Here is a 12,834-nt window from a genome sequence, read left to right as displayed (position 1 = left end):
CACGGCTGGGCAGGCCGAAACCACCCATGACACACCCGAGCCATACACACATTTTGGCCTTTAACCCCCGTGCGCCGTGGCCCGTCGTGGCCAGAAGAGTCCACAGCCCGACGGATGCTCGCATAATCCCGGGCATGGAAAAATCCCCGGTCAGTTGTCCTGACCGAGGATTCTCAATCGAGTTGCGGGGGCAAGATTTGAACTTGCGACCTCTGGGTTATGAGCCCAGCGAGCTACCGAACTGCTCCACCCCGCGGCGATGAGTAAAACTATACGTCCCTCATCCGCACCGTGCAAATCGGCGGTGTCCACCCGGTGAACACACGGTTCTATCCCTCGCGTGGCCCGGTGAAGCGCGTGCCTGAGCATACATCGAAGCAGGTGAGAAAAGGTTTCGACAACGGCCGAGGGCGGCCAACCGTGTGGTTGACCGCCCTCGTTCGCCTCGGAGTGCGACGCTCGTGTGAGCGAGATTACTCGGTGGCGCCGTCCTGCTCCATGGCCTCGTTGAGTGCCTGCTGGAGTCGCTCCTGTGCCTCGCCGTATTCGGCCCAGTTGCCGTCACGGCGAGCCTCATCGGCTTCCTGCATGGCCGTGTTCGCGTTGTCCAGGGCCTCCTGCAGCGACGAGGAACGAGGTTGCGGGGCGGCCCCGGTCTCGGTGGGCGACGGGCTGGGAGATGCGCCGTCCTCCTCGTTACCGGTGGCGCCGCCTTCAGCGCCCTCCTCGCCCTGGGCCTCACGGGCTTCCGCCTCGCTCACGCCCGCACCATTGGCGGTCGTGGCACCGGAGTCGCCGCCGAAGACCTCGTCCAGGGCTTCCTCCAGCGTGGGTGCGAAGCCCACGTTCTCACCGAAACCGACCAGCACACGACGGAGCGTGGGGTAGGCGGCGTCGCCGGAGGACTGCACGTAAACCGGCTGCACGTAGAGCATGCCGCCGCCGGCGGGCAGTGTCAGCAGGTTGCCGTTGATGACCTCGGAGGCACCCTGACGCAGCAGGTTCAGCTCCGTGGAAACGTCAGTGTCAGAGTTGAACACGTTCTGCGCCTGGCCGGGGCCGGGCACCACGGATGAACGCGGCAGCTCGAGCAGACGCAGCTTGCCGTAGTCCTCGGACTTCACGCCGTCCTCACCGGTACCGGCATCAGCATTGGCCGAGAGGTAGCCGTACATCACGTTTCGGGTGTTGCCCGATTCGTTCTGCTGCGGAATGAACGAGGTGGTCAAGGAGAAGTTCGCCTTGTCCTCACCCGGCATGCGCATGGACAGGTAGTACGGCGGCTGAGCGACGTCGCGGTTCTGCTGGGTCGGGTCGTTGGGAACCGACCACACGTCGTCGGACGCGTAGAAGCTGTTCGCTTCGGTCACGTGGTAGCGGTTGAGCAACTCACGCTGGACCTTGAACATGTCTTCCGGGTAGCGCACGTGCGACATCAGATCCGCGGACATGTCCGAGTACGGCTTGATGGTTTCCGGGAACACCTTCTGCCAGGACTTCAGGACGGGGTCCTGATCGTCCCACGCGTACAGCTCCACGGAACCGTCGTAGGCGTTCACGGTGGCCTTGACCGAGTTACGGATGTAGTTCACACGCTCCGGAGGCAACGAGGCCGCTGCGCCCTGGGCCGTCTGGGTGTCCTGCGTTGCGTCCTGCAGGACGGACGGGGTGGAGTACGGGTACGAGGTAGCCGTGGTGTACGCGTCCACGATCCACACGACCTTGTCGTCCACGATCGCCGGGTACGGGTTGCCGTCCACGGTGAGGTACGGCGCTACCTTTTCCACACGCTCGCGCGGGTCGCGGTCGTAGAGGATCTGGGACTCGGGGCGCACAGCGTCCGAGAGCAGCATGTCCGTGGACTGGAACTTGATCGAGTAGGACAGTCGGTTGAACCAGTTGCCCACGCCGGGACCGCCGTTACCGGCGAAAGTGGTCTTGGCGTCGCCAGCGGCGTCGTCGTTGGTCTGGGGGCGATCGAGCTCGAGCGGCTCGTCCTCTTCGGAACCACCGACGATCGAGTACTGCGGAGAGTTCTCACCGAAGTAGATGCGCGGTTCGTAGCTGTCCGAGATCTCACCCGTGGAGGGGATGCCGGCCTGCATGAACTCGGGCTTACCGTCCGCCTGGACCTGGGAACCGTAAGCGGCCACCACACCGTAACCGTGGGTGTAGACCACGGCCTGGTTGTACCAGCCGTCGATCTGGTCCGGATTCAGCTCGCGCGTGGAGATCACGGTGTCCTGAACTTCGCCGTCGATCTCGTAGCGATCCACGTTGAGCATGTCCGGGAACTGGTAGTACGGACGGAACTGCTGCAGCTGAGCGAACGCGGAGGAGACCACGTTGGGGTCCAGCAGACGGATGTTCGAGGTGGTCTCGGTGTCCTCGCGCAACGCACCCTGTTCGGTCTGGGTGGTGGCGTCATAGGGCATGACCTCGGTGTCATCCAGGCCGTACGCCTGCCGGGTCATGTTGATATTGCGCTGGATGTACTCTTTCTCCAGGGCCTGCTCGGTGGGTGTCACCTGGAAGCGCTGGATGGCCCAGGGGTACAGGCCGCCGGCGACCACGGCCACGACCACCAGCATGGCGGCACCGATCAGCGGCAGCTTCCACCGACCGATGAAGCCCGCCACCACAAAGAGAATGGCCACCAGCAACGCTGCAATGGCCAAGATGCCCTTGGTGGGGATGACGGCTTCAACGTCCGTGTAGAGCGCGCCGGTCCACTTACCCGAGTTGGAGGTCAGGGTGGAGTACCGGTCCAGCCAGAAGTTCACGGCCTGCAGAGCCAGGAAAGCTGCGGCAATGGAGCCGAGCTGCACGCGAGCCGCGCGAGTGGAGTCGATACCGCGCTCGTGCAGACGGATACCGCCGTACACGTAGTGCATGAGTAGACCGGCCACGCCGGCCAGCAGCAAAGCGGTCACCAGGAAGCCGAGCACCAAGCGCAGGAACGGCAAGGTGAATACGTAGAAGCTCAGGTCCATGTTGAACTGAGGATCGGTTTGACCGAAAGGTTCCTGGTTGAAGAACAGCGCCACGGTCTGCCACTGGGTGGCGATCGTGGAGGCAGCGAAGAGACCGAAGATCAGCGGCACCGCGATCATCACGATCTTGCGCACGGGGTCCAGTGCCTGCTGGTACTTGCGCATGGTGTCCGTGGCCTGGGCTGCGCCCTGCTTGGGCCGCGACCTGTAGGCCAGCCACAGGCTCAGGAACATCAGGCCGGCCACGATCAGCGCGGACACGATGAACAGGCCGATCACGGTGAGGTTTTGGGTGACGAACACGCGCAGGTATCCGAGCTGGTCGTACCAGAGGATATTGGTGTACACCTGCGTGAAGCCCACAAAAGCGGCGATCAGAACGACCACCGCAATCACTGTGGGGATCAGTGCTCCGCGTTTTCGGCGGCCTCCCGAGGAGGTACTGGATGGACGTGGGGCAGCAGATCCGGCGGTCACTGATTACCTCTGAGCTTCCTGCGCTGATGATAGTGATCTGTCAATTGTTAAAGGTCAAGACTATTCTGCGGGGTGGTCCTTGGACGTGCAATTACACTCCCCGGGGGTGTCATCGAGTGCCGCAACTGGGCAGGCTCGAAACGTTGCCCGCGGCCGCTTGCTCCACCGCGTTGACGGCCTCTCCGAGGGTCTCTACTTCGATCACGTCCATCCCCTCGGGTACGTACCCCCGCACCTCGTTGCAGTTTCCGCTGGGGGCCAGGAAATAGCGGGCGCCCGCCTCAGCCGATCCCTCCAGTTTTTGTCGGATTCCGCCAATGGGGCCGACCTCACTCTGTGGCGTGATGGTTCCGGTGCCCGCCACGTGCTCGGTGCCCACCATGGATCCCGGCGTGAGCTCCTCAATGACACCCAGTGCGAACATCATGCCTGCGCTGGGCCCACCCACTTGCTCGAGTTCGAAATCGACCGTGAACGGGAAGTCGTATTCGGGGGTGAGGTACACGCCCAGTTGCCAACGGCCCGTGTCCTCGCTGCGGGAGAGGTCCACGTGATGGGTCACCGTCTCTTCCCCGCGTTTCACGGTCAGGTCCACACCCTTCTCCCCCGCCTCGTCCAGTCCATCGCGCAACTGGTCCAGCTCGGTGATGGGCTCCGAATTCAGCGCCAGGAGGGTGTCGCCCGGTTCCAGCACACCGTCAGCGGGCGTGTCCGGAATGCTGGCGTGCACCTGAAGAGTGGTCTTGTACGGCTTGTCCAGGTAATCCAGGGCGGCTGCGACCGAGTCCTCCTGCGAGGTCTGCATGGCAGCCGCGTTGGATTCGTCCACTTCCTGCCCCGTGAGAGTGGGGTCGTACACGGCATCTTCCGGGAGCACGGTATCCGTGGGGTCGAACCAGGCCATGAGCACGTTGACCGCGTTCACGCGGCCGGCCGGCCCTCCCTTGACGTACACCGTGGTCAGGTCCAGTTTGCCGTCGCTGGGATAGGTCTGGGCACCCTCGATACTCACGAGTTGATGGTCCTCGTACTCCCCCACCGTGTTAAAGGTGGGGCCCGAGGATTCGACCACGAACGGTGCAGGCAGCACCACACCGGCGATCAACAAGGCCGCGGTGCCCATCAGACCGACCGATTCCAAGGACTGCTTCTTGCGCCATCGCGTCCATCGCGAGCTGCCGCTACTACCGGACACGCACGCTCCTCTCACCCATTGTCAGGACCGTCATAGCGTACTTGCCCCACCTGGGAACCGCGCCTTCGCGACCCGGCCACTCGGTACTGATGCCGACGTCGCTCGGCCGGCCGAGCGACGTCGGCGCCAGTGGAGGCCCCCTCCCTGCGAAACAGGCCGGTCCCTGAGCTGGCAGCGAACTGTGGGGCCGCACCGGTGGTACTCCCGGGGGCCTGCCGATAGGCTTAACGGAATCCATTTTTTCCCACCAGATTGGCGGTACCCATGAGTTCGAACCCTCCTCATGACGAGAACGGCGACAACCCTAAGGATCCGTTCCAGGAGATGTTCGAACGTCTGCTCGGGTCCCAGGGAATGTCGGGTGAGAACATGCCCGGTGGCATGCCCATGAACCCGCAGGCGATGTCCATGATGTTCCAGCAGATCCAGTCGATGATGAGCACCGGTGGAACCGATGAGCCCGTCAACTGGGAGCTGGCGCGCAACCACGCTCGGCAGGTGGCTTCACAGAAGGGCGACCCGTCGGTGACCGGCAAGCAAAAGGGCGCCGTGGATGACGCCATGAAGCTCGCCGAACTGTGGCTCACTCCGCAGACGGCTTTTGCCGAACCCACCACTTTGCCCACCGCATGGTCCCGCGCGGAGTGGATCGAGGCGACCGCTGAGACGTGGAAGGAAATGACCACCCCCGTGGCAGCTTCTGTCTCCAAGGCCATGACCGAGGCGATGACCAAGCAGTTGCCGCCGGAGCTGTCCCAGGCTATGGGCGGAGCGGACCTGTCCGGAATGCTGTCCGGAGCGGGTTCCATGCTGTTCGGTATGCAGCTGGGTCAGGCCGTGGGCGCGCTGTCTTGCGAGGTCGTGTCCTCCACGGACGTGGGTCTGCCCCTGTCCAAGGACCGCTCCGCGTTGGTCCCCTCCAACATTGCCGAGTTCAGTGAAGGCTTGGACCTGCCCGCCTCTGACGTCATGCTGTATCTGGGCATCCGCGAGGCCGCGCACGTGCGCCTGTTCCACGGTGCGCCGTGGCTGCGCGATCATGTGCTGGGTCTGATCACCAAGTTTGCCGCGGGCATCCACATCGACATGGATCGCATTGAGACCATTGCGCAGGATCTGGATCCCATGGATCCCTCCGGCATCCAGGATGCCTTGGCCTCCGGCGTGTTCAGCCCGCAGATGACGCCCGACCAGGAAGCGACTCTGGCCCGTCTCGAGACTATTTTGGCTCTCATCGAGGGTTGGGTCACCCGGGTCACGGTGGCCTCGACGGCCAATATCCCGTCCGCCGCAGCACTCACCGAGATGATGTCCCGGCGCCGCGCCGAGGGCGGACCCGCCGAGCGCACCTTTGGCTCGCTCGTGGGCCTCGAACTGCGCCCGCGCCGCATGCGCGAGGCCACAGCGTTCTGGGAACACATGGAGAACAAGCGTGGCATCGAGGAACGCGATGGGCTCTGGGAGTCGGCCGAGCTGCTGCCCACCAATGAGGACCTCGACGATCCCGAGGGCTTCGAACAGCGCCGCGGTCTGCTGACCGCCAGCGATGACGAGATGGACGCTGCTCTGGCCAAGTTGCTGGCCGGCGGTTACGAGGGCTCCGAGAACGGTGACACTGCCGATTCTCAGGACTCAGGGTCCGAGGGGACCGCTGATTCTGCCGGTACCGAGGGCTCCGCCGACTCCGGTGATGACTCACCGGAGGAGCCCGGAGACTCCCCCAAGGCTTAATCCACGGCTGCCGATCCCTCTCGGGGGTTGGCATCCGCCCAAGCGACGCCGTCCAGGAACTGGGCGGCGTCGTTTGCTTTGGGGTGTTTACGAGCCAAGGACCAGAATCGTTCGTTGTGGTGTGCCTCCAGCAGGTGCACCAGCTCGTGGAGCACCACCGTTTCCAGGACCCAGTCCGGCACCGTGGCCAGTCGGGTGGAGATTCTGATGACGCCGGTGCTGGGTGTGGCCGATCCCCACCTGGTGTTCTGGCGCGAGGACCATTTCACCTCGGTGGGCCGTGCCTGGCCGTCCAGGTAGGTGGCGGAGAGTTCCTGGGCCATATGCCACAGCGCGTCATCCGTACTGCGCCGCTGCGCATTCCGCTGGGCCCGGTCCCGCTTGGCCACAATCTTGGGAACCAGGGTAGTTTTCCACTGCTCCACCTCGCGGCGCGTGGCCGACTGCGGAACGGCCAGAATCACGGTCTCTCCGCTGAAATGGGCGCTCACCGTTTTCTTTCGGCGCGCGCTGCGCTGCACGACCACCTCGGGTAGCTCCAGCGGTGGCTGCGGCTCGGTGTTGCGTGACTGCGTGCTTCGGTGCGAGCGGAACGGGGACATGGTCTGTAGTTCACCACTCCGGGGCGGTCGGTGACCAATCGCGCACTCCCGCCCCACCTCGCGACCACCATGGTCGAACGCTGCCCTCCGAGGACCACGCCCAGCTGCACATCTCGGACGCGGGCCAGGACTTCACTCGAACTGTGGATGACGCCTTTTCTGCTGCTTTGCCACCCGCGAATTGGCAGTCTGTGGGGACCACCCGGTTCTCGAGTCTTGGAGCAGCCCATGACAGCCACGTCCGCCAACTCATCGACCAACTCAGCGGCCCAGTGGTACCCGACCGATCCGTCCCACCCGGACGAAATACACGCGTTGTTCGCCGGTTTGGACCCCGTGGCCGCCACCACGGCCCTGCTCCTGGCAGACGCGGGAGTGTGTCTGATCAACGTCACGGATCCGAGCCCGGTGACTTCAGCCGACACGACCACGGGGCCGTACCCTCCCACCCTCGCGGGTTCGCCGCGGGAATACGCCCTGCGCAAGCTCTTGCGGAACAGATGGCCGCGCTGCGTTCCATTGAGCGCGCCGGAATTGTTCTGCTCCTCGGTCATTCCCTCGGCGGTGATGCTGCGCAGCGCCTCAGTGATCGGCCCCCTGCCGCAGGATCTCACCGTGTTGGAGTTAGCTGCCTCGCCAGATGCACAGCTGCCCACGGTCACCGTGGTCACGGATGGTTCCATGTCACTGACCTGGCCGATCTCGGCCTGGTACCGCCGACCGTGTCGAGAGTGCCTGGTGAACGCCGTTCGAGATGCTCGCAAGTTGTTGCGAGATCAACCGCCTCGAGGAACTGATGCGGTGACCACCCCGCATTCCCCCGCGCTGACCACGCTCACGCGCGTGATCACCGCTTCGGAGATTTCGGTCGAGCTGCTGGGGCAGGCGTTGGATCCACACGACTCGTCTGAATCTGAGCCCCGGGGAGCGATCATTCTTCGCCACGGTCTCCATCGAGCCGCCTTGGCACCCCGAACCGAGTGCCTGTGCGCCTTGGACAGTTGAACTCAGTTATCCGTTTACCTGCGCGCGCGACTGTTCCGCTGAGCCACGTTCGTTGCGGCCGCGGGCAGGATTGCGTCCAGGAACCGCGAGCGCGACCGCGTGGGCCGGCCGCCCGGGGTACGCGACAATGACCAGGAGAGCACCAGGTGCTCGCGGGCGCGGGTGATCCCCACATAGAGGAGTCTGCGTTCCTCGTCCACACCATCGGCTGTATCTGCGAAGGAAATGGGCATCAGCCCCTCGGACAGTCCTGCGAGGAACACGGCATCCCATTCCAGGCCCTTGGCGGAGTGCATCGAGGCCAGTGTCACGCCGTCCATGACCGGCGCTTCTTGGGCCTTGGCCCGCCGTTCCAACTCGTCCGAGAACTGCTGGAGGGTGAACTCTTCGTCTTCTTCCTGCGCGCGGTGGGCCATGGAGTCCGCCAGGGACACCAACGCTGACAGCGACTCCCAGCGAGCGCGGGTGGCGCTGTCCGAGCGGGGCGCGCGGGCCGAGTAACCCAGGGAGCTGAGCATGTCCCTGACCTGTTGCGGAACCTGGACGGGAGCATCCCCCAGGGTCTTGGCGGCGGAACGGATCTGCACGAGTGACTGCCGAATTTCGGGACGGTTGAAGAACCGTTCGGTGCCGCGCAGTTGGAATCCGATGTTCGCGTCCGCAAGTGCGGCCTCAAACGCCTGGGATTGCCCGTTTGTACGGAACAGAACGGCGATTTCCCGGGCGGGAACGCCGTCGTCAATGAGGTCCTGGATGCGCGTGGCGACCCCGGCGGCCTCCGCCTCGTCGTCCGGGTACTCGTTCCAAGACGGTTCGGGACCGGCCGAACGCTGAGAAATTAGTTGCAGCGGGGTGGCCCAGGTTCCGGGGGTGGAGCCTGCGGCGGGGCGGCGGGCGGCTAGCAGCCGGTTGGCGGTGTTCACCACCTGCGGTGTGGAGCGATAGTCACGGATCAGCTCGACCACGCGCGCGTTCGGATGACGGGACGGGAACTCGAGCAAGTGCCGCGAAGTGGCACCGGTGAACGAGTAAATCGTCTGTGAGGCGTCACCCACCACGCACACGTCATCGCGTTGACCAAGCCATGCATTGAGCAACCGCTGCTGCAGCGGTGAAACGTCCTGGTACTCGTCCACCACGAACTGACGGTACTGCGAGTGGACGGCGGCTGCGATCCGCTCGTCCTCCTCCAGGATGCCCACGGTGATGAGCAGGACATCCTCGAAGTCGATCAGATGGCGATCCGCTTTCAGGTCCTCATAGGACTGGTAGAGGCGTTGCATGGTGCGCACGTCGTAGCCCATGGGCATGCTGCGCTTTTCCGCTGCGGCCGCATAAGTGTCAGGGGTGAGCATGGAAACCTTGGCCCATTCGATCTCACCGGCCACGTCACGCAAGGTCGCACGGTCCGTGGTGAGGCGCATCGATTGGGCAGCCTCGGTCAGTAAGCGTGCCTTGTGGTTGACCAGGCCCGGCGGCGGTCCGCCCACGGCCTGCGGCCAGAAGTACTGCAGTTGCCGTAGCGCGGCGGAGTGAAAGGTCCGCGCCTGAACACCGGGCGCACCCAATTGACGTAGTCGCTGCCGCATCTCATTGGCCGCACGCGCGGTGAACGTGAGCGCCAATGTTTTCTGCGGGGTGTAAACACCCGTGGCAATGCCCCACGCAATGCGGTGGGTGATGGCGCGCGTCTTACCCGTGCCCGCTCCGGCCCGGACACAGACCGGGCCTTGCAGCGTGGTGGCCACCACGCGCTGCTCTGGATCCAGCCCGCCCAGGATTCGTTCTTCGGCCGATACATCACTCGCCAATAGCTCAGTTGCCTTCCGGTAGCGGTTCGCCCAGCCAGCTGACGATCAGGGCGTGGGCAATGGAAATCCGGCCCGGCAACACGATCGACTGATCCGCAGCAGCGGCCTTCAACTCCGCTCGGGTGAACCAGCGCAGATCCAGGATCTCCTGGCCATCCGGGGTGAAATCGATGGTCTGCGCGACCGCTCGGAACCCCAACATGAGGGAACGCGGGAACGGCCAGGGTTGAGAACCTTGATAATGCACCGAGCCCACCACAATGCCCGCTTCTTCGAAGATCTCGCGCACCACCGCTTGCTCAGCCGATTCGCCGGGTTCCACGAAACCGGCCAGCGTGGAAAACCGATGACTCGCCCACAGCGAGGACCGTCCCAGCAAAATGCGTTCCTGTTCCGGGTCTTCGTTGCCATCCGTGATTGCCACGATCACGGCGGGGTCGGTGCGGGGAAAATGCAGGGACTGGTCGTTAGGGCATTCGCGCGCCCAACCGGAGCGAATCACCTCGGTCACCGTGCCGCAGCGCGGGCATCGAGGGTGATCGCGGTGCCACAGCGCCACGGCTTGGGCAGTGACTAGAAGGGAGGTCTCCTCGGGCTCGAGCTCGGTGCCGAGTACGCGCAGACCCGCCCGCGTGATGTGCTCCTGGCCCGGCAGATCTGCACCGGCCGGGAAGCTTCGCAGCACCACGGGTGACCCATCCCCGCGCAGCCTGCCCAGGTATACGTCCGGGTGGGCCGGATCCTGACTGGCTGCGGGTGCTCTGTCGTAGGAGTCGAGGACCAGGTGCCCGTCACGCACGGGTGCCTCACCGCCCACCATGAGGAGCACGCGCGCGGTGGGATCCGTGGCTGCGGCTGCGCGCAGGTCGCTGTGCTCGCGGTCTACGGCATCACGGTCGAAAGACGACGCCGCGAACGGCAGGTCTGCGGGGTTCAGGCCGGGCACGGACCGGTCATGCGTCCAGGTAATGGGCTCGGAAGAAGTCACCCGTCCACTGTAGTCCGCACTCCCCGGGAGGTTGCAGGTGGCTGTGGGTAACCGTTGTGCCCGTGCTCAGCACACTGCCGGTAGTGTGGACGAGGTGAGAACGACCCCCGAATTGCTCGCAGCCATTGCCGCCGCCGCCGTACCCGGTATCGCCCCGGTAGCGACCGGTCCTTCTCCCGACGACAACTCGGATTTCCGCTCGTGCGTGGTCAAGGACGCGCAGAACAAGCGGTGGCGGGTTCGCAGTCCGCTCAACGCGGAAGCCAGTATCCGGCTCGAAACGGAGCATCTGGTGCTCGGCGCGTTCACGCCGTCGGTGCGTGCCCACCTCCCGTTCCATTTGCCCAGCGTGGTCGGGTCGGTCGAGCAATCGGGACTGCGCACCTTCGTGTACTCACACCTGCCCGGCACCACCCTCACCCTCGCGGAAATGACCCGCCAGAACGAGAACCCCGTGGCCCCATCACGCGCCCCCGCCCCCAGCTCGGAGCCCCGCGCTCCCCTGGCCGTACAGGTCGGTCGGGCTCTGGCGGCCATCCATTCGTTACCCAGGGCCCTGGTCATGGACGCCGATCTGCCCGCTTACAGCGCCGAACAATGTCGCAGCCGAATGCTCCACGATCTTGACCGGGCCGCCGCGACCGGGCGGATTCCCGGCCAACTACTGCGCCGCTGGGAACATGCCCTGGAGGACACCACCCTGTGGCGGTTCTCGACTCGCGTGGTGCACGGTGACCTGCATGAGGACAACGTGATCGTGCACGAAGGTGCCCTGGGCGCCCTGACCGGGTGGAGCGACCTACACGTGGGCGACCCCGCCGTTGACTTTGCGTGGCTCGTGGGCATGACCGACTCGGATTTCGCGGACACCGCCCTGGAGGCCTACTCAGTGGCCGCGGTTCAACCGCCCGATCGTCATTTGTTACGGCGAGCCCACTTGGCCGCGGAGTTCGCCTTGGCCGAATGGCTCGTGCGCGGCGTGGACCGCGGTATCGAGTCCATGGTCAAGGACGCCGAACGGATGCTCAACACCCTGACATTGGACGTGGAACGCACTGGCTCACCGGCCCCCGGGGTGATTCCCGAGCCGCCCGCGGTTGAACCGGATGAGCCGTCACGTGTCGAACCGGATTCACCCGTGCAGGCCTCGGGGTCCACGGCTGCCCGTCGGGACCAATAGACATTGTGCCGGGGAGAGCAGTCCTCTAGCTGATGCCGCCTGTCAACGATTCGTAGAGTGGTTGACGAAACGTAAAGCCCTCGCCATCCTTGCATCATGGAGCAACAACCGACACGGACCCATGGCCACCTGTCGCAATCTGCGCAACGGGCGCGCGACAGGACCCCCGTAGGCGTGGCTCGTACAGAAGGATGGCTCCTATTAGCCATGGCGGCTGGGGCCGCAGCTCTCCTGGCTGTGTCGTTTCAGGCTCATTCATGGGAATGGGGCGGCCTCATACGACTTCTTTCGCAGATCGCGTTCCTGATTTTACTATTCGTTGTGATCAGCCGAATTGCCGCGGCAAGAGGCGTTCACCCAGTCGGGCATCGACTCCGCTTACTTGGGGCGGGAGTTTTTTCCACGGTGGTTGCCATGATCGCCGGTTGGTTCTGGACTGTCCCGCAGACCCATGACACGTCCTGGGTCGTTACGACCGCCGTGGCGGTGATCGCTGTCGTTCCACTTCTTCTGATAGGCGGGCAGCTCGTTATGAGGGGAAGTAGATGAACTTTGCCGAAGCACGAGAGTGTCTGAGTGATGTCATCCACTCTCCGGTTCGTCTGTCTCTCGTTGCGGCACTGAATTCCGTGGATTCTGCCGACTACCAGACTCTGCGCGAGGTGATCGGGGTGAGTTATTCACTCCTGTCCAAACACGCCGGGATCCTCGAGGACTCCGGTTACATCTTCATCACCAAGGAGTTCGACGGCCGGACACCGGTCACTCGGATGGGCCTGACCCGTGATGGACGAATCGCGTTCACCCGGTATCTCGATGCCCTGGACCGGCTCATGCGAGGGGTCACTTGAC

General features: G+C 64.3%; 9 protein-coding genes and 1 tRNA gene. 4 read left to right on the top strand and 6 right to left on the bottom strand.

The genetic code is table 11. From position 1 onward, the window contains the following. Nucleotides 1-182 precede the first annotated feature (182 nt). The 3 genes from ABD283_RS06580 to ABD283_RS06570 form a co-directional block, all read right to left on the bottom strand. Nucleotides 183-256 (bottom strand) — tRNA-Met (locus ABD283_RS06580). A 217-nt stretch (nt 257-473) separates the two neighbouring features. Further along, nucleotides 474-3,470, bottom strand: coding sequence for a UPF0182 family membrane protein (locus ABD283_RS06575; protein WP_344224178.1), 2,997 nt, complete (start codon nt 3,468-3,470; stop codon nt 474-476). A 109-nt stretch (nt 3,471-3,579) separates the two neighbouring features. Then, on the bottom strand, nt 3,580-4,665 hold the full coding sequence (locus tag ABD283_RS06570; protein ID WP_344224177.1) for a YlbL family protein: 1,086 nt from the start codon (nt 4,663-4,665) through the stop codon (nt 3,580-3,582). 264 nt (nt 4,666-4,929) lie between these two features. Here ABD283_RS06570 and ABD283_RS06565 point away from each other — a divergent pair, with 264 nt between their 5' ends. Then, complete coding sequence (locus ABD283_RS06565; protein WP_344224176.1) at nt 4,930-6,396, top strand: zinc-dependent metalloprotease; 1,467 nt, start codon at nt 4,930-4,932, stop codon at nt 6,394-6,396. On the opposite strand, the gene ABD283_RS06560 is transcribed toward ABD283_RS06565, so the two are convergent. Then, complete coding sequence (locus ABD283_RS06560) at nt 6,393-6,998, bottom strand: M48 metallopeptidase family protein (protein WP_344224175.1); 606 nt, start codon at nt 6,996-6,998, stop codon at nt 6,393-6,395. The two genes, ABD283_RS06565 and ABD283_RS06560, sit on opposite strands and share 4 nt — an antisense overlap. 228 nt (nt 6,999-7,226) lie before the next feature. On the opposite strand from ABD283_RS06560, the gene ABD283_RS06555 reads away from it, so the two are divergent. Then, a complete protein-coding gene (locus tag ABD283_RS06555; protein ID WP_344224174.1) occupies nt 7,227-8,003 on the top strand; it encodes a hypothetical protein in 777 nt (258 codons plus the stop codon). Nucleotides 8,004-8,017: 14 nt separating this feature from the next. Here the strand turns inward: ABD283_RS06555 and ABD283_RS06550 are convergent, their stop codons facing one another. Further along, entirely contained in the window at nt 8,018-9,814 is a 1,797-nt protein-coding gene (locus tag ABD283_RS06550) for an ATP-dependent helicase (protein WP_344224173.1), read from the bottom strand. A gap of 4 nt (nt 9,815-9,818) precedes the next feature. After that, nucleotides 9,819-10,802 carry an NAD(+) diphosphatase gene (gene nudC / locus ABD283_RS06545; protein WP_344224172.1) on the bottom strand — a complete coding sequence of 328 codons (984 nt, stop codon included), beginning with the start codon at nt 10,800-10,802 and terminating at the stop codon, nt 9,819-9,821. 94 nt (nt 10,803-10,896) lie between these two features. Between nudC and ABD283_RS06540 the strand changes: the two genes are divergently transcribed. Together ABD283_RS06540 and ABD283_RS06535 are read left to right on the top strand one after the other, a co-directional pair. After that, a complete protein-coding gene (locus ABD283_RS06540) occupies nt 10,897-11,982 on the top strand; it encodes a macrolide 2'-phosphotransferase (protein WP_344224171.1) in 1,086 nt (361 codons plus the stop codon). 545 nt (nt 11,983-12,527) lie between these two features. After that, complete coding sequence (locus tag ABD283_RS06535) at nt 12,528-12,833, top strand: winged helix-turn-helix domain-containing protein (protein ID WP_344224170.1); 306 nt, start codon at nt 12,528-12,530, stop codon at nt 12,831-12,833. Nucleotide 12,834 lies beyond the last annotated feature (1 nt).

Source organism: Kocuria atrinae (genome assembly GCF_039531425.1).
GTDB lineage: Bacteria > Actinomycetota > Actinomycetes > Actinomycetales > Micrococcaceae > Kocuria > Kocuria atrinae.
This window is presented reverse-complemented; position numbering and strand designations above follow the sequence as displayed.

Coding starts and splice junctions, on each gene's coding strand:
- ABD283_RS06565 (WP_344224176.1), top strand. CDS start 4,930: ATGAGTTCGAACCCTCCTCATGACGAGAACGGCGACAACCCTAAGGAT.
- ABD283_RS06560 (WP_344224175.1), bottom strand. CDS start 6,998: ATGTCCCCGTTCCGCTCGCACCGAAGCACGCAGTCACGCAACACCGAG.
- ABD283_RS06555 (WP_344224174.1), top strand. CDS start 7,227: ATGACAGCCACGTCCGCCAACTCATCGACCAACTCAGCGGCCCAGTGG.
- ABD283_RS06535 (WP_344224170.1), top strand. CDS start 12,528: ATGAACTTTGCCGAAGCACGAGAGTGTCTGAGTGATGTCATCCACTCT.